Below are 22,155 nucleotides of genomic sequence, written 5' to 3'. Positions count from 1 at the left end.
ATGGCGGCCGCGCAGGGTGCCCCGCACTGGGCCGACATCGGCGAATCGACGTCGGTGGCCGGCGTGCTGTTCCTGTGCTGGGTGCACCGCTGGTTCGGGCGCTGGCCGTTCCGCCTGTGCGTGTGGCCGGTGGTGGCCTGCCATTGGCTGGGCAACCGTATAGGGCGCCAGGCTTCGATGCAGTACCTGCAGCGGCTGCAGGCGCACAGCGGCGTGCTCGGCCGCGCGCCGACACGGCGTGACAGCCTGCGCCACTTCTTCGCCTTCGCCGATACGATGCTGGACAAGATCCTCGGCCTGGGCGGGCGCTACCCGGCCGAGCGCATCCACCTGCATCGTGACCTGGTGCTGCAGAAGATCGCGCGCCGCGAGGGCGGGCTGATCCTCACCGCGCACATCGGCTGCTTGGAGCTGTGCCAGGTGCTGGCCGAACAGGTGCCGGGGTTCCGCATCACCGTGCTGGTGCACACCGCGCATGCGCAGCGCTTCAACCGCCTGCTGCAGCGGCTGGACCCGCTGGCGGCGGTGGAACTGGTGCAGGTGACCGAAATGGGGCCGGCCACCGCGGTGATGCTGGCCGAGCGCGTGGCGGCGGGGGGCTTCGTTGCCATCGTCGGCGACCGCACGCCGGTACAGGGTGGCCGCAGCGTCACTGCCGATTTCCTGGGCCACCGCGCGCCGTTCCCGATCGGCGCCTATGTGCTCGCCGCGGCGCTGGGCTGCCCGGTCTACACCATGGCCTGCCTGCACGAGGGCGACGGCTATCGGGTGGCATTCGAACAGTTCGCCGAACGCATCGTGCTGCCGCGTGGCTCGCGCGACGCCGCGCTGGCCGAACAGGCACAGCGCTTCGCGCGCTGGCTGGAACTCCAGGTCATCCAGTCCCCGTTGGACTGGTTCAATTTCTTCCCCTTCTGGGATCAGGCTCCGCATGACGACTGACGCCGTACCCGTGTGCCGCTTTGGCGACGCACCGTTGACCATCGAAGACGTGGTTGCCCTGGCCCAGCGCCAGTGCGAGGCCGCACTGAGCGACGCGCCGGCGTTCCGCGCGCACATCCAGCGCGGTGCCGACTTCCTCGACCGCCTGCTGCGCGAGGACGGCGTGATCTACGGCGTGACCACCGGCTACGGCGACTCGTGCACGGTGAACATCCCGCCGGCGCTGGTGGCGGAACTGCCGCACCACCTGTACACCTACCACGGCTGCGGCCTGGGCCGTTACCTGGACCCGGTCGAGACCCGCGCGGTGCTGGCCGCGCGCCTGGCGTCGCTGGTGCGCGGCATGTCCGGCGTCAGTGTGCCGCTGCTGGAAGGCCTGGCCACGCTGCTGCAGCACGACGTGCTGCCGATGATCCCGGCCGAAGGCTCGGTCGGTGCCAGCGGCGACCTGACCCCGCTGTCGTACGTGGCGGCGGTGCTGTGCGGCGAGCGCGAGGTGCTGCATGACGGCCGCGTGCAGCCGGCGGCCGAAGTGCTGGCGAAGATCGGCATGACCCCGCTGAAGCTGCGGCCGAAGGAAGGCCTGGCGATCATGAACGGCACCGCGGTGATGACCGGCCTGGCCTGCCTGGCCTGGCAGCGCGCCGATTACCTGGCGCGCATGGCCACGCGCCTGACCGCGTTCAACGTGCTGGCCAGCGACGGCAACGCGCACCACTTCGACGAAACCCTGTTCGCCGCCAAGCCGCACCCGGGCCAGGGCCGCATCGCTGCGCGCCTGCGCAGCGACCTGCACAGCGAACGCCCGCCGCGCAACGAACAGCGCCTGCAGGACCGCTATTCGCTGCGCTGCGCGCCGCACGTCATCGGCGTGCTGGAAGACAGCCTGCCGTTCCTGCGCCAGCTGATCGAAACCGAACTGAACAGTGCCAACGACAACCCGCTGATCGACGCCGACGGCGAGCGCATCCTGCATGGCGGCCACTTCTACGGCGGCCACATCGCACTGGCGATGGACACCCTGAAAAACACCGTGGCCAACGTTGCCGACCTGCTCGACCGGCAGCTGGCGCTGGTGGTGGATGCCCGCTACAACCATGGCCTGCCGGCCAACCTGTCGGCGGCCACCGGCCCGCGCGCGGCCATCAACCATGGCCTGAAGGCGCTGCAGATCAGCGTGTCGGCCTGGACTGCCGAAGCGCTGAAGCAGACCATGCCGGCCAGCGTGTTCTCGCGTTCCACCGAGTGCCACAACCAGGACAAGGTCAGCATGGGCACCATCGCCGCGCGCGACTGCCTGCGCGTGATCGAGCTGACCGAACAGGTGGTGGCGGCAATGCTGATCGCCGCGCGCCAGGGCCTGGCGCTGCGTGAGCGGGTTGGCCTGAATGCGCAGCTGCATGGCAGTCTGGCCGACATGTACGCCGACCTGGGGCAGCGCATCGCCCTGGTCGAGGAAGACCGCGCGCTGGATCGCGAACTGCGGGAACTGCTGGTGGAGATCCGCGCGCAACGTTGGGAGCTGTATGCCGGTGAATGAGGCCATCGAACGGGTTGGCGAAATTGCGTTGACCCCTGCCTTCCATGACTGCGATCCGATGAACGTGGTCTGGCATGGCAACTATTTCAAGTACTTCGAGATCGCGCGCTGCGCGCTGCTCGGGCGCTACGACTACGACTACCCGCAGATGCTCGAATCGGGCTACCTGTGGCCGGTGGTCGATGCGCGGGTGAAGTACGTGCGGCCGCTGCTGTTCAACCAGGCGCTGCGCGTGGTCGCGCGCATCGTGGAATGGGAGAACCGGCTGAAGATCGAGTATGAAATCCTCGATGCGCAGAGCGGCCAGGTGCTGACCCGCGCGATGACCATCCAGGTCGCGGTGGACGCGGCCAGCAAGGAAATGCTGTACCAGTGCCCGCCGGTACTGTGGGAACGCCTGGGAGTACCTGCGCCGTGAACCCCCTTGTCCGTCTTTCGAGCGTGCTGCTGTGCGCGCTGATCTTCGTTGCCGCACCGCAGGTGCAGGCGGCCGACCCCGCCATCGATGCGATCACCCAGGCGGTGGCGCGGCCGGACGTGCTGCGTGGCCAGTTCAGCCAGGAAAAGCAGGTCAGCGGCTTCAGGAACCCGCTGCGCTCGCAGGGCCAGTTCGTGGTCGCGCGCCGGCACGGCGTGATCTGGACCACGCTCAAGCCGTTCCCTTCCGAAGTGGTGGTCACCGCCGACCGCATCCTGAGCCGCCAGCGCGATGGCAGCACCCGTGTCGAGCTCGATGCACGGCAGCAGCCGGCGATGCGTTCGGTGAACGCGATCATGTTCGCGCTGATGAGTGGCGACGTGCAGGCGCTGTCCAGCCAGTTCAACGTGGCGGCCAGCCGTGAAGGGCAGGGCTGGCGGCTGCGGCTGACGCCGAAGTCGGCGATGCTGGCCAAGGCGTTCCAGTCGCTGACCCTGCAGGGTGACCGCTACGTGCGCCAGGTCGAGATCGTCGAGGCCAACAAGGACCGCACGCAGATCCAGTTCAGTGCATTGAGCGAGGCGCCGGCCACCCTCACCGCCGACGAGGCACGCCGCTTTGAGTGAGGCCGTCGCATCGAACGCACCGGAGCGGCTGCGGCGCTGGTGGCACTGGCTGGGCATCGCCTGGCTGTTGCTGCTGCTGGTACTGGGCGCGCAGCAGTGGCACCTGTGGAGCCAGCAATCGCGGATCGACACCGACATCCTCGCGCTGCTGCCGCAGGATGCGCATGACCGCCTGTTGAGCGACGTCACCCGGCGCATCGCCGACGGCAGCTCGCGGCAGGTGGTGGTGCTGCTGGGCAGCAGGGACGGCGCCGCCGCCAAGCGTGCGCAGGCGGCCTTTGCCGCGGCCATGGCCAAGGACACTGACCGAGCCCTGCTGGTGCCCAGTGGTTCGATCGAAGGCTGGTTCGATGAGGCGCGCGCGTTCTACGCGCCGTACCGCGACCGCCTGCTGACGCCGGCCCAGCGCGAGCAGCTGCAGGGCAGCGAACCGGGCGCGTTGGCCGAGCAGGCGTTGGCCGCGCTGTACGGCCCGATGGGCGCTCCGCGCCTGACCGACTGGCGGCAAGACCCGTTGTCGTTGTGGCCGCAATGGTGGCAGCAGCAGGCGCAGGGGTCGGGGTTGCGGCTGGGCGATGACGGCCTGCTCGAAGCCGAGGGCAGGCACTGGGCCGTGCTGCAGTTCGATACACCGGGTTCGGCGTTCCAGCTCGACGGTGAGCGTCATCTCGACGGCCTGCTGGAACGTGCCGGGCGGGCTGCCAGGGCGGCAGCACCGGAGCTGGAAATCCTGCATGCCGGCGTGCCGCTGCACGCCGAGGCGGCCGCGGTGCAGGCCAACCAGGAAATCAACACGATCGGCTGGGGCTCGCTGGCCGCGGTGCTGCTGCTGGTGTGGCTGGCGTTCCGTTCGCTGCGGCCGATCCTGCTGGTCGCCGCGTCGTTGCTGATCGGTTGTGGCGTGGCGCTGGCGGTGACCGTGCTGGTGTTCGGCAAGGTGCACGTGCTCACCCTGGTGTTCGGTGCGTCGCTGGTGGGCGTGGCCGAGGATTACGGCATCCACTGGTTTGCCTCGCGCCAGGCCGAGCCGGCCGATCGCCGCTGGAAGCTGCTGCGGCACCTGTTGCCGGGCCTGTGGCTGGCCTTGCTGACCAGCGCGCTGGCCTACCTGGCCCTGGGCCTGGCCCCGTTCCCGGGCCTGCGCCAGATGGCGCTGTTCTCGGTGGTCGGCCTGGCCGCCGCGTTCCTCACGGTGATCTTCTGGTTCCCGTGGCTGGATGGCGGCGAGATCCGCCAGACCCGTTTCTCGCAGTGGCTGGGCAACACGCTGGAGCGCTTCCCGCGGTTGCATGGCCGCCGGCCGGTGACGGTGTTCGTGGTGATCACGCTGGCGCTGTCTGCCATCGGCATCGCCCGCCTGCACAGCAATGACGACCTGCGCAGCCTGCAGTCCTCACCGCCGGCACTGATGGCCCAGCAGATCCGCCTGAGCCAGCTGCTGGGCATGCCCAGCCCGGCGCAGTTCTATCTGGTGCAGGGCAGTGACGCTGCACAGCTGCTGCAGCGCGAAGAAGCACTGACCGAACGCCTGCGTGTACTGGCCAACGACAAGCGCATCGGCGGTTACCGCGCGATCAGTGACTGGCTGCCGTCGCCGGCACGCCAGCAGGCCGATGCGGCGCTGACCGCCAAGGTGGAACCGGGCGTGCTGCAGGCCGTGTCCGATGCGGTCGGAGAACCCTTGCCGCGCCCCGACTTCGCCACCACGCCGCTGACCGCGGAGGCGTTCCTGGCCTCGCCGGCCTCGCAGCCGTTCCGCCACCTGTGGGTGGGTGAGGTCGGTGGGCAGATGATCAGCGTGGTGATGGTCGATGACCTGTCGCGCGCCGATGCGCTGGCGACCCTGCGCGGGGCGGCCGAAGGCCTGCCCGGCGTGCGCTGGGTGGACCGCACCGCCGACTTCTCGCAGCTGCTGGGCCACTACCGCAAGCTGATGGGGGGGCTGCTGCTGGTCGGCATCGTGCTGGTGTTCGGCGCGCTGTGGCTGCGCTACCGCCGCCAGGCCTGGCGCGTGTTCGCGCCGACCCTGATTGCCGGTGCGTTGACCCTGGGCCTGCTGGGCCTGTTCGGCCAGCCACTGCAGCTGTTCAACGTGCTGGCACTGATGCTGCTGCTGGGCATGGGCATCGACTACGGCATCTTCCTGATCGAGCACCGCGGCGATGCCAGTGCCTGGCTGGCGGTGTGCGTGGGCGCGGCCAGCACCTGGCTGTCGTTCGGCCTGCTGGGACTGTCGCAGACCCCGGCGCTGCGCGCGTTCGGCCTGACCCTGCTGTTCGGCATCGGCCTGGTCTGGCTGATCTCGCCGCTGTTCCGGCCGCCGCCGCATGATCTGCCGCGGGCCTGAGCCTGCTTCCGACTTCCTTCTTTCCACTTGATCGAGCAACAAGGACGCACCGATGAATACTGCTGTGGATGCTGTCGAACGTACTGAAATCCTGATCATCGGTGCCGGCCCGGCCGGCTCCGTGGCTGCGGCGATGCTGCGCCAGCAGGGCCGCCAGGTGCTGATGCTGGAGCGCCAGCAGTTCCCGCGTTTCTCCATCGGCGAAAGCCTGCTGCCGCAGAGCATGGAGTACATCGAGGCCGCCGGCCTGCTGCAGGACGTGGTCGAAGCCGGCTTCCAGCACAAGAACGGCGCGGCCTTCGTGCACGGCGAAGCGCGTACCGCATTCGACTTCAGGAAGAAGTTCTCGCCGGGCTGGGGCACCACCTACCAGGTGCAGCGCGCCGACTTCGACAACGTGCTGGCGCGCGGTGCCGAGCGCATGGGGGCCACGCTGCGTTTCGGTGATGAAGTGCTGTCGGTCGAAGCCGGCGAGCAGCCGGCGGTGACGGTGCGCCGCCCGGACGGCAGCGAGTACCGCATCGAGGCCGATTTCATCCTCGACGCCTCGGGCTTCGCACGCCTGCTGCCGCGCCTGCTGCAGCTGGAATCCCCGTCCAACTTCCCGGTGCGCGGGGCGATCTTCTGCCACGTGCGCGACAACATTCCGGCCGAAGCGGACTTCGACCGCAACAAGATCCTGATCACCACCCATCCCGAGCACGTCGACGTCTGGTACTGGACAATCCCGTTCTCCAACGGCTGCTGCTCGCTGGGCGTGGTCGCCGAACCGTCGTTCTTCGAGCGCTACGAGGGCGACGACCTGCAGAAACTGCAGGCCATCGTCGGCGAGGACCCGAACCTGACCCGGCTGCTGGCCAATGCCGAATGGGCGGTGCTGCCGGTGCGCCGCATCACCGGCTACTCGGCCAATGTCAGTTCGTTGTGGGGGCCGGGCTATGCCCTGCTGGGCAATGCCGGCGAGTTCCTCGACCCGGTGTTCTCGTCCGGCGTGACCATCGCCTTCAAGTCCGCGCAGCTGGCCAGTGCATGCCTGGCGCGCCGCTATGCCGGCGAAGCCGTGGACTGGGAAGCGGAGTTCTCGGTCCCGCTGCGGGCGGGCGTGAAGACCTTCCGCCGCTTTGTCGAAAGCTGGTACGAAGGCGGTTTCCAGAAGATCATCTACCACCCGCAGCAGCAGCCCGAAGTGCGCGACATGATCAGCTCCATCCTGGCCGGTTACGCCTGGGACACCAACAACCCGTACGTGGCCGATGACAGTGGCCGCCGCATGCGCGTGCTGGAGCAGCTGTGCGGCGCCTGATCGCCCCTGCGACAGCACTGCTGCTGAGCCTGCTGCTGGTGGCCTGCGCCGGCCGCATGCCGAAGCCGTTGGTGGAACTGCCGCCGCTGCGCCTGTCGCCGGCCAGCCTGCCGGCGCCGCTGGCGTTGCAGCAGCAGTTGCATTTCCGGTTCGGCACGCATGAGCGCGACCTGGATGCACTGCTGGAAGCCGATGCGCAGCAGGTGCAGCTGGCGGTGCAGGCGATGGGCCAGACCGGCGTGCGCCTGCAGTGGGACGGCCGGCAGCTGACCCAGCAGCGCGCGCCGTGGCTGCCGCCGCAGGTGCGCGCCGAGCGCGTGCTGGATGACCTGCAGTTCGCGCTGTGGCCGACCGCAGCCATCGCGGCCGCGCTGCCAGCCGGCTGGCAGGTCCGTGACGATGGCCATCAGCGCAGCCTGTCGCGCGACGGCACGGTGTGGCTGCAGCTGCAGCGCCTGGACGATGGCAGCGTGCAGCTGGACAACCGCGCCGAAGGCTATGCGCTGCGCATCGAATCGATCGACATGGCCGGGCCGGATCGATGAGTGCACCGATCTATCTGAACGATCTGGGCGTGGTCTGCGCGCTCGGCGATGGCCGCGACGCGGTGGCTTCGGCGATGTTCGCCGGCGTGCCGGGCGGGCTCAGCGACAACGATACCCTGCTGCCGGGGCACACCCTGGCGCTGGGGCAGGTGCGTACACCGCTGCCGACGCTGGAAGAACTGCCGGCCGCCCTGCGCGGGCGCAACAACGCCCTGCTGGACGTGGCACTGGCGCAGATCGCACCGGCGGTGGCCGCCGCGATCGCCCGCCACGGCGCCGAACGCGTGGCGGTCGTGCTGGGCACCAGTACCTCGGGCATCGGTGAATCCGAGCAGGCCCTGCGCACCCATGCCGAACAGGGCCAATGGCCGCCCGGGTTCGATTACGCCCAGCAGGAAATGGGTACTGCCGCGCAGTTCGTGCGCCAGCGCAGCGGCGCTCAGGGGCCGGCGTGGACCCTGTCCACCGCCTGCTCGTCCAGTGCCAAGGCACTGATGTCGGCGGCACGCATGCTGCGGGCCGGTATCGTCGACGCCGTGATCGCAGGTGGCGCGGACTCGCTGTGCCGCTTCACCGTGGCCGGCTTCAGCGCGCTGGAATCGGTGTCGGCCCTGCGCTGCAATCCATTCTCGCAGCACCGTGCCGGCATCAACATCGGCGAGGGTGCCGCGCTGTTCCTGCTCACCCGCGAACCCGGCCCGGTATGCCTGGCCGGCTGGGGCGAATCGGCCGACGCGCACCATATGTCCGCCCCCGATCCGCAGGGCCTGGGTGCCATCGATGCCCTGCAGCAGGCGCTGCAGCGCGCCGGCTGGGCGGCCGATGAAGTGGACTACGTGAACCTGCATGGCACCGCCACCGGCCACAACGATGCGATGGAAAGCCTGGCGGTGTCGCAGGTGCTGGGCAACCAGGTGCCGGCCAGTTCGACCAAGCCGCTGACCGGCCATACGCTGGGTGCTTCAGGCGCGATCGAAGCTGCACTGTGCTGGATCGTGCTGGCCGGGAACCCGCAGCAGCAGCTGCCACCGCACTGGTGGGACGGCGTGGCAGACCCCGCGCTGCCGGCACTGCCGCTGGTCGCACCGGCCACCCGCCTGGCACAGGCACCGCGGCGGGTGCTGAGCAATTCGTTCGCCTTCGGCGGCAGCAATGCCGTGCTGGCGCTGGAGCGTCGATGAACACGCTGTACGCGATCGAAGAGGTGGTGCCGCACCGCCAGGACATGTGCCTGCTGGAGCGCATCACGCACTGGGACCAGGACACCATCGAGGCCGAACTGGTGGTGCCCGACGCGGGCCTGTTCGTCGAGGAGGGCCAGGTGCCGGCGTGGGTCGGCATCGAATACATGGCGCAGGCCATCGCGGCCTGGGCCGGTTGCCGTGCGCGTGCGGCGGGCAAGCCGCCGCAGTTGGGCTTCCTGCTTGGCAGCCGCCGCTACAGCAGCCCGCGCAGCAGCTTTCCCAGCGGATCGCGGCTGCGCGTACAGGCGCGCTGCGAGCTGTTGGGTGACAATGGATTGGGGATGTTCGCCTGCCGCATCCTGGCAGGCGAGGACGAATGGGCGACAGCCAACGTGTCGGTGTTCGAACCGGCCGATGCGATGGCCTATCTGGAGAGTGGACAGGCATGACAGGGAATCGAAGCGTGCTGGTGACCGGCGCCAGCCGGGGCATCGGCCGGGCCATCGCGCTGCGCATCGCGCGTGACGGCTTCGACGTGGTGGTGCATTGCCGCAGCCGCCTGGATGAGGCACAGGCCGTGATGGCCGAGATCCACGCGTTGGGCCAGCAGGCCCGCGTACTGATGTTCGACGTGGCTGATCGCGAGGCCGCACGCGCTGTGCTGGAGGCCGATGTCGAAGCGCACGGCGCGTACTACGGCGTGGTCTGCAACGCCGGCATCGCCCGTGACGGTGCCTTCCCGGCACTGTCAGCGGAGGATTGGGACCAGGTCATCCACACCAACCTGGACGGTTTCTACAACGTACTGCATCCGCTGATCATGCCGATGGTGCGCCGGCGCAAGCCTGGCCGCATCATCACCCTGTCGTCGGTGTCCGGACTGGCCGGCAACCGCGGGCAGGTCAATTACAGCGCCGCCAAGGCCGGCATCATCGGTGCCACCAAGGCCCTGGCGCTGGAACTGGCCAGCCGCCAGATCACCGTCAACTGCGTGGCCCCGGGCCTGATCGAGACCGAAATGCTCAACGATGAAGTGGTTGAACACGCGCTCAAGCTGATTCCCGCCGGCCGCGTCGGTCGTCCCGACGAAGTGGCGGCCACGGTGGCGTTCCTGCTGTCCGAGCCGGCCGGCTACATCACCCGCCAGGTGATCTCGGTGAACGGAGGCATGATCTGATGGCCGCCGATCGTCGCGTGGTGGTCACCGGTGCCGCCGCCATCAGTCCGCTCGGCCACGACTGGCCGACCATCGAGGCACACCTGCGCAGCTGCCGCAATGCGGTGCGTGCGATGCCCGAGTGGGATGTCTATGCCGGGCTGAACACCAAGCTGGCCGCGCCGGCGCAGGATTTCGAGCTGCCGCCGAACTACAACCGCAAGACCACCCGCTCGATGGGCAAGGTCGCGATCATGTCGGTGCGCGCCACTGAGGTGGCACTGCGTGAAGCCGGCCTGCACGAGCATCCGGTGCTGCGCAGCGGCCGTACCGGCGTGGCCTACGGCTCGTCCTCGGGCAGCCACGAGGCCACCGGTGAATTCGGGCGCATGCTCAACGAGTTCACCACCGATGGCATCAGTGCCACCACCTACCTGAAGATGATGAGCCACACCGCGCCGGTCAACATCGGCGTGTTCTTCGGCCTGTCCGGGCGCGTGTACACCACCTCCAGTGCCTGCACCTCCGGCAGCCAGGGCGTGGGTGCGGCCTATGAAGCGATCCGCAGTGGCAAGCAGACGGTGATGGTGGCCGGCGGTGCCGAGCAGCTCGATGCCACCGCAGCGGCGGTGTTCGACACCCTGTTCGCCACCAGCGTGCGCAACGATGCGCCGCAGACCACCCCGCGCCCGTTCGATGCCGGCCGTGATGGCCTGGTGCTGGGCGAGGGCGCCTGCACGCTGATCCTGGAAGACCTGGAGCACGCGCAGGCGCGCGGCGCCACCATCCTTGCCGAGGTGGTCGGCTACGGCACCAACAGCGATGGCCAGCACGTCACCCAGCCCAGCGCCGACACCATGGCCCAGGCCATGCGCCTGGCGCTGGAGGATGCCGGCCTGGACGCGGCGCAGATCGACTACGTCAACGCCCACGGCACCGCCACCGACCACGGTGACATCGCCGAAACCCAGGCGACCGCGCAGGTGTTCGGCAACCGCGTGCCGATCAGCTCGCTGAAGAGCTATGTCGGCCACATGCTGGGTGCCTGTGGCGCGTTCGAGGCCTGGCTGAGCATCCAGATGATGCGCGCCGGCTGGTTCGCGCCGACCCTGAACCTGGCCGAGGTCGACCCGCGCTGTGGCCAGCTCGACTTCATCACCGGGCAGGGCCGCGAACTGCAGGCCGAGTACGTGATGAGCAACAACTTCGCCTTCGGCGGCATCAACACCTCACTGGTGTTCCGCCGCTGGAGCGAGTGATCCACCGCCCCACCGCACTGTTTCCGCCATCCACCCGCACCCCTGACAAGGAGAAGTTTCGATGCGCCGCACTCTCATGATCGCCACTGCCACCGCGCTGCTGGCCCTGACCTCCACCGCCTCTGCCCGCGATACCCGCGTCGAGCAGTCCCTGCAGGAGCTGGTCAGCTCGCAGGCTGCCAAGGACGCCGGCATCGACGGCAGCGTGCGCTTCTACCTGGCCGGCCAGCCGGTCAGCGTGCAGCAGCGCCTGGGTGAAGACGTGACCAACAAGAAGACCAACGCCGCCAACAAGAGCGATGCCGAGGCCTGCCGCTGGGTCGCGCTGTCGGCGCTGCGCGCGCTGCAGGACGGCGCCAGGTCGCGCGGCGCCAACGCCGTGGTCGACATCGTCAGCTACTACAAGAAGAACGAGTTCAAGAGCAGCACCAATTACGAGTGCTACGCCGGCACCATCCTCGCCGGTGTCGCGCTGAAGGGCACCTACGCCAAGGTCAAGTAAGCGCCCGTGTGGCGGCGGCGTTGGCTGAACGTCGCCGCCACATTGCTGAACCCCGCAGGGGAAACGCCGCCGATCGCGCCGCCATCGTCGGCTGACGGCTTTCCCCGGTGTCGGCTTTCCGACACAATCATGGCTCTTCCCGGGTTATCGTCCCGCGGACATGCACGCCTACGTCTATAAAAGCCAACTCAAGCCGGACACCTACGTCTACGTTCCCCGACGCGATGACTTCAGCGCGCTGCCCGCGCCGCTGCTCACCTCGCTGGGGACGCTCACCTTCGTCCTGGAGGTGGCCCTGGATGTCCAGCGCCGCCTGGCCCAGGCCGATCCTGAAAAGGTCCGCAGCGAAATGAGCGAACGCGGGTTCTACCTGCAGGTACCGCCGTCGGTGGCCAGCCTGATGCCGCGACACTATGACTGACACCTCCCGTCCGCGTGCCCTGTCGATCGCCTTCGCCGTGGGTGCCATGCTGGCGTTGGGCGCTGCGGTGGGCGGTGTGCCGGGTGCCATCCTTGCCGCACTGGCGCAGCCGGCGTTCGCGCTGGGCGTGTCGTGGTGGCGTCGCAGCCGTGCGCTGCTGCCGCTGAAGGTGGTCGCACGCCAGGACCTGCCCGCACTGCTGGCGCTGTGGGCTGCCGCGCCATTGCTGCTGGCGCTGCTGCTGGCCTGGCCGCTGGCGGCCCTGCGTGACAGCGGCAGCCTGGCGGCGGTGTTGGGCCTGAGCGTGCTGGTCAGTGCCGGCCTGCTGGCGGCCTGGCGCACCTGGCCGCTATGGAACGATGTCGAACGCCTGGATGGCAGCCTGGCCCAGCACTGGCAGGCGCTGGCCGGCCGCGACCTGACCGCCTGGCGTGGTCTTGGCGTGGCGGCGCTGGTGATCGCCTTGGCCGCACTGGTGGTGCTGCCGGCCTGGCCGGGCCTGTTGCCGGACGGCGCACGCTGGCCCGCCGCACTGGCGGTCGTGCTGCTGTCGCCGGCGCTGCACCTGCTGCTGCAGCGGGTCGCGCCCGCGCCGCTGGTGTCGCTGCGCCCCAGCCCGTTCGCCGCTGCCAGCAGCGAACAGGAACCGATGTTCCCCGCTGCGGCCGAAACCGCGCCGCTGGAGGCGATGGCGCCGCAGGAACTGACACCGGCCCTGTATGAGGCCGCGCGCCAGGGCCGCGTCGACCGCGGCCTGCAGCTGCTGCAGGCCGGTGCTGATCCGTATGCGCTGCCGGACCCGAACTGGCGTGACCAGCGCAGCCTGGCGGTGCTGGCGGCGGTGCTGCCGGACCTGCGCCTGCTGCGCGAGCTGATTGCCCGCGGCGTTGATGTGAACGCGCCGCACCGGGGCATGACCCCGCTGCTGGCCGCCACCCGCGACAGCTGGCATGGCCGCCCCGAAGCGGTGATGACCCTGCTCGCCAACGGCGCCGATTCACGTGCCACCGACAGCGATGGCAACACCCCGCTGCACCATGCCGCACGCAGTTCCGACCCGGGCGTTGCCGCGCTGCTGCGCGATGCCGCTGCCGAAGTCGATGCGCTGAACCGCGAGGGCTGGTCGCCGCTGGCGGTGGCCTGCCAGGTCGGCAACTGGCGCCTGGCCCGCTTCCTGCTCGAGCGCGGTGCACGCAGCGAACCGGCCGACGGCACCCCGGTGCTGCTGGCCGCCGCCGCCACCGAGGACGACGATCCGGCCGGCGTGCAGCTGCTGCTCAAGCACAAGGCACGCGCCGACGCGCGTGATCGCCAGCGCCGCAGCGCGCTGCACGAGGCAGCGCTGGCCGGCCACGTGGAGATCATCGGCGTGCTGCTGGGCGCCGGCGCCAACCTGGAAGCGCGCGATGCACTGGGCCGCACGCCGTGGCTCGAAGCCGCCCGTGCCGGCCGTGCCGCCGTGGTCGAGCACCTGCTGCCGCACAAGCCGGACCTGGTCGCGGTGGACGGCGAAGGCCGCAATGCGGTGCAGCTGGCAGTGATGGCCGAGGATGTCTCGCCGCTGCTGATCAAGCGCCTGGTGGAACTGGGCATCGCCGCCGACGCCACCGACCCGGTTGGCCGCCGCGCGGTGGACTATGCGGCCGAAGCGGGCCGCTGGGCGATCGTGGCCTTGCTGGACCCGTCCTATCCGCTGCCGGCAGCCGTCAGTGATGGCCTGGCCGAGCGCGGTGAAGCGGCCAGCGCCAGCGGCCTGTTGCCGGACCGTCCGCCGCTGACCCTGCTGCGCGAAGCGCTGGGCTTCGGCAACACCGATGGCATGGCCGCGCTGGCCAGGCTGTGCCAGCCGGAAGAACTGGGCGGCCTGCTGCTCGATCCGGAGCTGGCCCTGGAGCCGCGCGCGGTCGATTGGCTGCTGGCCCACGGTGCCGATCCCTATGTGCGCGACGCCTGCGCCGATACGCCGATGTTCGCGCTGCTGTCGCGCGGCATCGACGCGGTGCCGGCGCTGCAGGTCATGCTGCAGCGCGGCCTGTCGCCGGCCGGGCGCGGTGGGCTGGCACGCTTCCTGGCCGCCTGCGCACAGCACGACCAGGCCGCCCGCGGCCTGGAACAACTGGCGCTGGAACTGCTGGAGCGTGGCGCCGATCCGTTCGCCGCTTCGCCGGCTGGTGACCCACCGCTGTCGCTGGCGGTACGCCTGGGCTGGCTGCGCCTGCAGCAGGCCCTGCTCAAGGCCGGTGTCGATCGCGAAGCGCGCGACAGCCATGGCATGACCGCATTGCACCTGGCCACCGCACTGGCCCGCGAAGGCGCACTGAAGCTGCTGGTGCAGCACGGTGCCTCGCCGGAAGCACGTGCCGCCGACGGTCAGACGCCACTGGGCGTGGCGCTGTCGATCGGTCGCCGTGACCTGGCCGACTGGCTGGACTGGCGGGTGTGGCCGCTGCCGCGCCGTACCCTGCGCGAGGCCGATCTGCCGGCCGCTGCGATGGCCGGTGATGTAGACGCCGTGCGCCGCCTGATCGATCTGGGATTTGCCGTCGACGCGGTCGACGCACAGGGCTGCACCGCGCTGCTGCGTGCGGCCGGTGGTGGCCACCTGGCCGTGACCGACCTGCTGCTGGCGCGCGGTGCCGATCCGCAGCACGCCGCTGCAAGCGGTGCGACGCCGCTGTCGGCGGCGGTCAGCATGCGCCAGGTCGACATCGTTTCGGCCCTGCTCGATGCCGGCGCCAAGCTGGAACACCGCCTGCCGGGCGGGGTGACCGTGCTGATGCTGGCCTCGGCGCTGGGCCTGCCGGACATCGTCGCGCGCCTGCTCACTGCCGGTGCCGACGTGCATGCCGGTGACGCGCAGCAGCTGGGCCCGCTGCACTGTGCCGCGCTGTACGGTTTCAGTGCCCGCGACCGCTCGCGCCTGCTGGCCCTGCTCGACACCCTGCTGTTGGCGGGCGCCGAGCCGGACCAGGCCGCCGCCGGTTCGGTCACGCCGCTGCTGCTGCTGCTGGGCGCACGCGCCGAGCCGGGAACCGCCTGCGACGAGCAGGTGGTGATGGCGGCGGTAGAGCGCCTGCTGGATGAGGACGTCAGCCTGGACGTGCGCGATCCGCGCGGCTTCGGCCCGCTGCATCTGGCCGCCCTGCATGGACTGCCGCTGCTGGTGCAGCGCCTGTTGCGCGCCGGTGCCGATCCGGAAGTGCGCGACAGCCTCAACCGCAGCCCGCGCGAGATCGCGGTGATGCGCGGCTTCATCGACGTCGCTGGAGAGTTCGAACCGCGCGTGCCGGGCGTTTCGTCGATGGCGCGGTTCCTGCGCGACAACGGTTGAGCACCGGGATCGGAATCCGCAGTGGGTAGTGCCGGCCGCTGGCCGGCAACCTCCTGAGACCTCCGGGATACCGAGGCTGCCGGCCAGCGGCCGGCACTACCGGGTCCGCCATCTATCGGGTCGGTGCCAACCCTGCCCCCGGTGGGTGCCGATCGTGCCCCCGGTGGGTGCCGACCGTTGGTCGGCACGCCTACTTGCCGTCGCTTTCCGCGTCGGCCTCGAACAGATGCATCAGGTCGTTGCGTGCGTCGCGCGAGGTCTGGATCACCGCTGCCTCGTCGTCGTACACCAGATACTGGTCGCGCAGCAGCTGCTCATCGTGCTCGCGGAAGCGCTGCACATGGCGTTCGGCCACGTCCGGCGCCACGCCCAGCGCGGTCAGCACGCGCCCGCTCATCTCAAGGCTGGTGCCGAACACTTCGCGGAACGGCTCGGCCGACATGTCCATCAGGCGCCACGCATGCTGGCGGTTGCGTGCACGCGCCAGCACCGTCGCGTCCGGGTACAGCCGGCGCACCATGCGTACCGCGCGCAGGTTGGTCTCCGGGTCATCCACGGTGATCACGAACACATCGATGTGCTCGCTCCCCGCCGCACGCAGCATCTCCGGCCGGGTCGGATCGCCGTAGTACAGCTGGTTGCCGAAGCGGCGCAGGTCGGCAACGGTGTCCGGGTTCGCCTCCAGCGCCACGAACGGCACCTTCTGCGCGGTCAGCAGGCGCGCGATCACCTGGCCGAAGCGCCCCATGCCGGCGATCAGCACCTTGGGCCGGTTGTCCGGCGCCACCTTGTCGGCCTCGGCCGCCGCGCGTGGTGCGGTTTTTTCCTGGCCGAGCAGCTTGAGCAGCGCGATCATCAGCAGCGGCGTGATCGCCATCGACAGGCCGACGATCGCCACCAGCCGGTCGTGGTTGGCGTTGCCCAGCAGGTGCGCGCGCTGTGCCTCGTTGAATACCACGAAGGCAAACTCGCCGCCCAGCCACAGCACGCTGCCCAGCAGCAGCGATTGCCGCGAGCTGAGCCGGGCGACACGTCCAACCGCGTAGAGCAGGCTGAACTTGACCACCAGCAGGATGCCGACACCCGCGGCGATCAGCCACGGCTCGGCGGCGATGCGGTCCAGGTCGATGCCCATGCCCACTGCGATGAAGAACAGGCCCAGCAGCAGCCCCTTGAATGGTTCGATCTGCGCTTCCAGCTCATGCCGGAACTCCGAATCGGACAGCAGCACGCCGGCCAGGAACGCGCCGAGGCTGGGGCTGAGGCCGGCTTCCTGCATGAACCAGGCGGTGCCCAGCACCACCAGCAGGGCGGTGGCAGTGAATACTTCCGGGCTGCGGGTGCGCGCAATGATGCTGAACACCTTGCGCAGCACCGGTCGTCCGCACAGGATCACCACCGCCAGCGCACCCAGCGCCACGGCCGCATCTTCCCAGCGCAGGGTCTCGTTCTTCACTCCGCCCAGCAGCGGGATGGCCGCCAGCAGCGGGATCGCGATCAGGTCCTGGAACAGCAGGATCGCGAACCCGAGCCGGCCATGGTCGCTGTTGATCGCCTTGTGCTCGGACAGCAGCTGCAGGCCGACCGCGGTGGATGACAGCGCCAGCGCCACGCCGACCACCAGCGCGCTCTTCCACTGGAAGTGATCGAGCAGCAGCAGGCCGCCCAGCACCAGCCCGGACAACGCCACCTGCGCCGCGCCGGCGCCGAACACCGAGCGCCGCATCACCTTCAGGCGTGCCGGTGACAGCTCCAGGCCGATCACGAACAGCAGCATCACCACACCGATCTCGGCGGCACCGAGGATGCGGTCGGCGTCCTGCACGAAGCCCAGCCCGTCCGGGCCCAGCACCACGCCGGCCGCCAGGTAGCCCAGTACCGCGCCGAAGCCGAACTTCTTGAACACCGGCACGGCGATGACCGCCGCCAGCAGCAGCACCAGGGCCAGTTCCAGACCACCGCTATGCATGGGAATACCTGGTCATCGGGGGAGCCCGCTGTGCGTCCGTTCGGATGGGGGAGGGCGTGGCGAGCGCCACCACGACATTATGCGCGCCGGCCTGTGTATGCACGAGAACAACCGGCCGGGCGGCCACCCAGCGCGGGGCGCCCAGGTTGACCTGCATGGCCCACGGGTCCAGACTGCCCGCCGCTGGCGGCGCGTCCGTTGGCATACGCATCCCGGAGTCCCCAACCCATGTCCAGCGACAGTAGAAGTCGACCTCGTTCGACGCCAGCGATGGCCACCGCCTGACACCGGGACGGTTTGCCTGCGTTGGCGTTGCGCGAGGTCGCATCCCCACAAGGCAAAACCGATGAACCAGAAGCAATTGCTGCGCCCGGTGGCCGATGCCGCCGCACTGGCCGCACCGCTGGCGAACTACAACACCGCCGACGCGGTGGAATTCCTCAACACGCTGGACCTGACCCGCGCCGCGGAAACGCTGGCTGCGCTGCCGTTGCCGCGTGCAGTGAAGATGCTCGAAGCGCCGGAGCTGCACCGCAGCGGTGAGCTGGTGGCCGCGCTGCCACCCGCGCGGGCTGCGGCGCTGCTGGGCCTGATGGCCGACGACCGCGCCACCGACATCGTCCACGAGCTGGATGAGGAAGAGCGCGCGCGGTTGATCCCGCTGCTGGGTACCGACGCCCGCCAGGTCATCCAGAAGCTGCTCAGCTACCCGCCGAACACCGCCGGCGCACTGATGACCACCGAGTACGTGGCGGTGCCCGCCAGCTGGACCGTGGCGCAGACCCTGCAGCACATCCGCCAGGTCGAGCGCACCCGCGAGACGGTGTACGCGATCTACGTGCTGGAGCCGGCCAGCCAGCAGCTGCAGCAGGTGGTGACCATGCGCCGGCTGATCACCGGCCTGCCCGAGGAATCGATCCTGGACGTGGCCCAGGTCAATCCGCCGGTAACGGTCGATGCGCTGATGGACCAGGAAGAGGTGGCACGGCTGATCCGCCGCCACGACCTGCTGGCGATTCCGGTGGTCGACGCGCAGCAGCAGATGCTCGGCATCGTCACCGTGGACGACGTGCTCGATGCGCTGATCGAGGAATCCACCGAGGACGCGCACAAGTTCGGCGGCATGGAAGCGCTGGACAAGCCGTACATGCAGATCGGCTTCTTCGAAATGCTGCGCAAGCGCGCCGGCTGGCTGAGCGTGCTGTTCCTGGGCGAGATGCTGACGGCCAGCGCGATGCAGCACTACGAGGACGAACTGGCGCGCGCGGTGGTGCTGACCCTGTTCATCCCATTGATCATGAGTTCGGGTGGCAATTCCGGCTCGCAGGCCACCTCGCTGCTGATCCGCAGCCTGGCACTGCGCGAACTGCGCCTGCGCGACTGGTGGAAGGTGGCCCTGCGCGAAGTGCCGACCGGCATGGTGCTGGGCGCCATCCTCGGCTGCCTGGCCATCGTGCGCATCGTGATCTGGCAGCTGGGCGGCCTGCACGACTACGGCGAGCACTGGATCCTGCTGGCGATCACCATCGGCGCCGCGCTGGTGGGCATCGTCACCTTCGGTTCGCTGTCCGGCTCGATGCTGCCCTTCATCCTGAAGCGGCTCGGCTTCGACCCGGCCAGCGCCTCGGCCCCGTTCGTGGCCACCCTGGTGGATGTGACCGGCCTGGTGATCTACTTCAGCATCGCCGCGATGATCCTGCACGGCACGCTGCTGTAACAAAACATGCACGCCGGGGTCGGATCCCTTCGCGCAGCGAAGGGCTCTGACCCCGGATATCCGCAGCAGGGGTCGGAGCCCTTTCCTGCGAAAAGGGGTCCGACCCCGCCTCCGACCCCATCGCCACGGAATTTGGGTACCGTAGGCGCATGAGTACCTACCACCTGCAGTCCGTGTTCCGTCCGCAGTCGGTCGCGGTGATCGGCGGCAGCCCGCGCGAGCGTTCGGCCGGGCGCGCGGTGATGCGCAACCTGCGTGGCACCGGCTTCCCCGGCAAGGTGGCGTGGATCAATCCGCGGCATGCCGAGATCGATGGCATCCGCACGGTCAAGCGGCTGAAGGACCTGGACTGGGTGCCCGACCTGGTGGTGATCACCGCACCAGCGGCGATCGTGCCGCAGGTGGTGCGCACTGCCGCCGAACGTGGCGTGCAGGCGGCGATCATCCTCACCGCGCACCTGGGCGAAGGCCCCGGTTCGTTGTCTGCACAGGTAGAGGCGGTGGCGCGCAAGCATGGCCTGCGCATCCTCGGGCCGCATTGTCTGGGCGTGATCGCGCCGCACGCGCGGCTCAATGCCAGCATCGCCGCACATTTTCCGCAGGCCGGCGACCTCGCGCTGATCTCCGAATCCTCGGCCATTGCCGCCGCGCTGGTGGAATGGGGCGTGGCGCGCTCGGTCGGGTTCTCCGCCGTGGTCTCGCTGGGCGATACGATGGACGTCGACTTCGGCGACCTGCTCGACTACTTCGCCACCGACTACCGTACCCGCGCCATCCTGCTCTACGTCGAGCAGATCAAGGACGCGCGCAAGTTCATGTCGGCCGCGCGCGCCGCCGCCCGCGCCAAGCCGGTGGTGGTGGTGAAGTCCGGCCGCGCCGAGCGCGTGCAGCCGGGCAGCCGCGATACCCATGTGCAGGCCCTGGCCTGCGCCGATGATGTGTACGGTGCGGCCTTCAACCGCGCCGGCCTGCTGCGCGTCGGTGCGCTGGACGAGCTGTTCACCGCCGCCGAATCACTGGGGCGGCTGGGCACCTTCCCTGGCCGCCGCCTGGCCATTCTCAGCAATGGTGGCGGCGTCGGCCGCCTTGCCGTGGACCAGCTGATCGCGCTGCGTGGCACGCTGGCCACCCTGTCCGACAGCACGGTGCAGAAGCTCGATGCGGTATTGCCACAGGGCTGGTCGCGCAGCAATCCGGTCGACATCGTGGTCGACGCCGATGGTGACCGCTATGCCGCGGCCATCGAAGCGCTGCTGGCCGACAACGAGAATGACGCGGTGATGGTGGTCAACGTGCCGACCGCATTCACCTCATCGGCGGACGCCGCGCAGGCACTCACCCGCACGCTCGGCCTGCGCCCGCGCCACCACCGCGACAAGCCGGTGTTCGCGGTGTGGCTGGGCAACGACGACCAGGCCACCGCCACGCTCAACGCGGCGCGGGTGCCGACCTATCCGACCGAGGCCGAAGCCGTACGTGGCTTCCAGCATCTGGTGCGCTACCGCGAAGCGCAGAACGCGTTGATGGAAACGCCGCCCAGCCTGCCGCAGGACTTCAGCGTCGACACGGCCGCCGCGCGCGCACTGGTCGATGCCGCGCTGGCCAACGGCCAGCAGTGGCTGGACCCGCTGGCTACGCATGAACTGCTCAAGGCCTACGGCATTCCCTCCGCGCCGGTGATGCATGCGCGTGATGCGCACGAGGCGATGGACCTGGCGCAGCCGCTGCTGGAACGCGGTGCCACGGTCGCGCTGAAGATTCTCTCGCCGGATATTCCGCACAAGTCGGAAGTGGATGGTGTGCGCCTGAACCTGTCCACGCTGCCGGCGGTGCAGAGCGCGGCCAACGCGATCCTGTCGCGCGCACGCCAGCTGCGGCCGGATGCGCGTGTCGATGGCCTGCTGGTGCAGCCGACCATCGTGCGTCCGAAGGCGCGCGAGTTGATTGTCGGCATCGCCGATGACGCGACGTTCGGCCCGGTGATCGTGGTCGGTCGCGGCGGCACTGCCGTCGAAGTGATCAACGACAAGGCACTGGCGCTGCCGCCGCTGGACCTGCGCCTGGCCCACGAGCTGATTGGCCAGACCCGCGCCTCGCGCATCCTCAAGGCCTACGGTGACGTGCCGGCGGCTGACGAGCGCGCACTGGCGCTGGCGCTGGTGAAGCTTGCACAACTGGCCGCCGACATTCCCGAAGTGCGTACGCTGGACATCAACCCGTTGCTGGTCGACGGCAAGGGCATCCTCGCCCTCGACGCCCGCGTGGCGGTGGCGCCGTCGCGCATCCTGCACAAGGGCCGCGGCCATCCACGTTTCTCGGTGTTCCCGTACCCGAAGGAGTGGGAGCGCACCATCGAACTGTCCGATGGCGGCCGTGCCTTCGTGCGCCCGGTGCGGCCGGAGGACGACGCGCTGTTCCGTGCGTTCTTCGCCCGCGTCAGCGACGAGGACCTGCGCCTGCGCTTCTTCCAGTCGGTGAAGCACTTCAGCCACGAGTTCATCGCGCGCCTGACCCAGCTCGACTACGCGCGCTCGATTGCGCTGGTGGCGATCGAACCGCGCAGCGGCGAGATGCTGGGCGCGGTGCGCCTGCACGCCGATGCCGATTACCACCGTGGCGAGTACGGCATCCTGATCCGCTCGGATCTGAAGGGCCACGGCATCGGCTGGCGGCTGATGGCGATCATGATCGAGTACGCCAAGTGGCTGGGGCTGGACGTGGTCGAAGGCCAGGTGCTGCGCGAGAACAGCACCATGCTGGCGATGTGCCAGAGCCTGGGCTTCAAGACGAAGCTGGACCCGGACGACCCGACGGTGATGATGGTGACCCTGCCGGTGCAGCAGGTCGAGGTGCCCGACGTCCCGCCGGTGGCCTGATTCCTGTAGAGCCGAGCCT

The 22,155-nt window shown here is 69.4% G+C and carries 17 protein-coding genes; 16 read left to right on the top strand and 1 reads right to left on the bottom strand.

The window, feature by feature from the left end; genetic code table 11:
• The 14 genes from AC5P8R_RS17075 to AC5P8R_RS17010 all read left to right on the top strand — a co-directional run bounded on the left by AC5P8R_RS17075 (position 1) and on the right by AC5P8R_RS17010 (position 15,574).
• The gene (locus AC5P8R_RS17075) at positions 1-942 is read left to right on the top strand and encodes a lysophospholipid acyltransferase family protein (protein ID WP_014648845.1); all 942 of its coding nucleotides are present in this window, start codon (positions 1-3) and stop codon (positions 940-942) included.
• On the top strand, positions 932-2,482 hold the full coding sequence (locus AC5P8R_RS17070; protein ID WP_032960620.1) for an HAL/PAL/TAL family ammonia-lyase: 1,551 nt from the start codon (positions 932-934) through the stop codon (positions 2,480-2,482). The genes AC5P8R_RS17075 and AC5P8R_RS17070 overlap by 11 nt, the downstream gene beginning before the upstream one ends.
• A complete protein-coding gene (locus tag AC5P8R_RS17065) occupies positions 2,469-2,900 on the top strand; it encodes an acyl-CoA thioesterase (protein ID WP_032960618.1) in 432 nt (143 codons plus the stop codon). Before AC5P8R_RS17070 ends, AC5P8R_RS17065 begins: the two co-directional genes overlap by 14 nt.
• Positions 2,897-3,526, top strand: a complete 630-nt coding sequence (locus tag AC5P8R_RS17060) for a LolA family protein (protein WP_046433189.1) — start codon at positions 2,897-2,899, stop codon at positions 3,524-3,526. The genes AC5P8R_RS17065 and AC5P8R_RS17060 overlap by 4 nt, the downstream gene beginning before the upstream one ends.
• A complete protein-coding gene (locus AC5P8R_RS17055; RefSeq protein ID WP_032960614.1) occupies positions 3,519-5,873 on the top strand; it encodes an MMPL family transporter in 2,355 nt (784 codons plus the stop codon). Before AC5P8R_RS17060 ends, AC5P8R_RS17055 begins: the two co-directional genes overlap by 8 nt.
• Before the next feature lie 52 nt (positions 5,874-5,925).
• Positions 5,926-7,176, top strand: coding sequence for an NAD(P)/FAD-dependent oxidoreductase (locus tag AC5P8R_RS17050; protein ID WP_014648840.1), 1,251 nt, complete (start codon positions 5,926-5,928; stop codon positions 7,174-7,176).
• Positions 7,164-7,721: a DUF3261 domain-containing protein gene (locus AC5P8R_RS17045; RefSeq protein WP_014648839.1), complete on the top strand. Its 558-nt coding sequence runs from the start codon at positions 7,164-7,166 to the stop codon at positions 7,719-7,721. The genes AC5P8R_RS17050 and AC5P8R_RS17045 overlap by 13 nt, the downstream gene beginning before the upstream one ends.
• Complete coding sequence (locus tag AC5P8R_RS17040) at positions 7,718-8,902, top strand: beta-ketoacyl-[acyl-carrier-protein] synthase family protein (protein ID WP_014648838.1); 1,185 nt, start codon at positions 7,718-7,720, stop codon at positions 8,900-8,902. The genes AC5P8R_RS17045 and AC5P8R_RS17040 overlap by 4 nt, the downstream gene beginning before the upstream one ends.
• Entirely contained in the window at positions 8,899-9,354 is a 456-nt protein-coding gene (locus AC5P8R_RS17035) for a hotdog family protein (RefSeq protein WP_032960608.1), read from the top strand. Before AC5P8R_RS17040 ends, AC5P8R_RS17035 begins: the two co-directional genes overlap by 4 nt.
• Positions 9,351-10,082 (top strand): 3-ketoacyl-ACP reductase FabG2, encoded by a 732-nt coding sequence (locus tag AC5P8R_RS17030; RefSeq protein ID WP_032960607.1) that lies wholly within the window; start codon positions 9,351-9,353, stop codon positions 10,080-10,082. The genes AC5P8R_RS17035 and AC5P8R_RS17030 overlap by 4 nt, the downstream gene beginning before the upstream one ends.
• Positions 10,082-11,320, top strand: a complete 1,239-nt coding sequence (locus AC5P8R_RS17025; RefSeq protein ID WP_014648835.1) for a beta-ketoacyl-ACP synthase — start codon at positions 10,082-10,084, stop codon at positions 11,318-11,320. Before AC5P8R_RS17030 ends, AC5P8R_RS17025 begins: the two co-directional genes overlap by 1 nt.
• Positions 11,321-11,381: 61 nt before the next feature.
• Positions 11,382-11,822 (top strand): hypothetical protein, encoded by a 441-nt coding sequence (locus AC5P8R_RS17020; RefSeq protein ID WP_032960605.1) that lies wholly within the window; start codon positions 11,382-11,384, stop codon positions 11,820-11,822.
• 160 nt (positions 11,823-11,982) lie between these two features.
• Positions 11,983-12,243, top strand: a complete 261-nt coding sequence (locus AC5P8R_RS17015; RefSeq protein WP_049404015.1) for a YcgL domain-containing protein — start codon at positions 11,983-11,985, stop codon at positions 12,241-12,243.
• Positions 12,236-15,574, top strand: coding sequence for an ankyrin repeat domain-containing protein (locus AC5P8R_RS17010; RefSeq protein ID WP_032960601.1), 3,339 nt, complete (start codon positions 12,236-12,238; stop codon positions 15,572-15,574). The genes AC5P8R_RS17015 and AC5P8R_RS17010 overlap by 8 nt, the downstream gene beginning before the upstream one ends.
• Positions 15,575-15,764: 190 nt before the next feature.
• Here AC5P8R_RS17010 and AC5P8R_RS17005 read toward each other — a convergent pair whose 3' ends face one another.
• Positions 15,765-17,543, bottom strand: a complete 1,779-nt coding sequence (locus tag AC5P8R_RS17005) for a monovalent cation:proton antiporter-2 (CPA2) family protein (RefSeq protein ID WP_495223657.1) — start codon at positions 17,541-17,543, stop codon at positions 15,765-15,767.
• A gap of 346 nt (positions 17,544-17,889) precedes the next feature.
• Here AC5P8R_RS17005 and mgtE point away from each other — a divergent pair, with 346 nt between their 5' ends.
• Both mgtE and AC5P8R_RS16995 read left to right on the top strand, forming a co-directional pair.
• Complete coding sequence (gene mgtE, locus AC5P8R_RS17000; RefSeq protein WP_014648829.1) at positions 17,890-19,260, top strand: magnesium transporter; 1,371 nt, start codon at positions 17,890-17,892, stop codon at positions 19,258-19,260.
• 149 nt (positions 19,261-19,409) lie between these two features.
• Entirely contained in the window at positions 19,410-22,136 is a 2,727-nt protein-coding gene (locus AC5P8R_RS16995) for a bifunctional acetate--CoA ligase family protein/GNAT family N-acetyltransferase (protein ID WP_197621038.1), read from the top strand.
• Positions 22,137-22,155: the final 19 nt, after the last annotated feature.

This window comes from Stenotrophomonas sp. YJH_SMC_73 (assembly GCF_059370155.1).
This window is presented reverse-complemented; position numbering and strand designations above follow the sequence as displayed.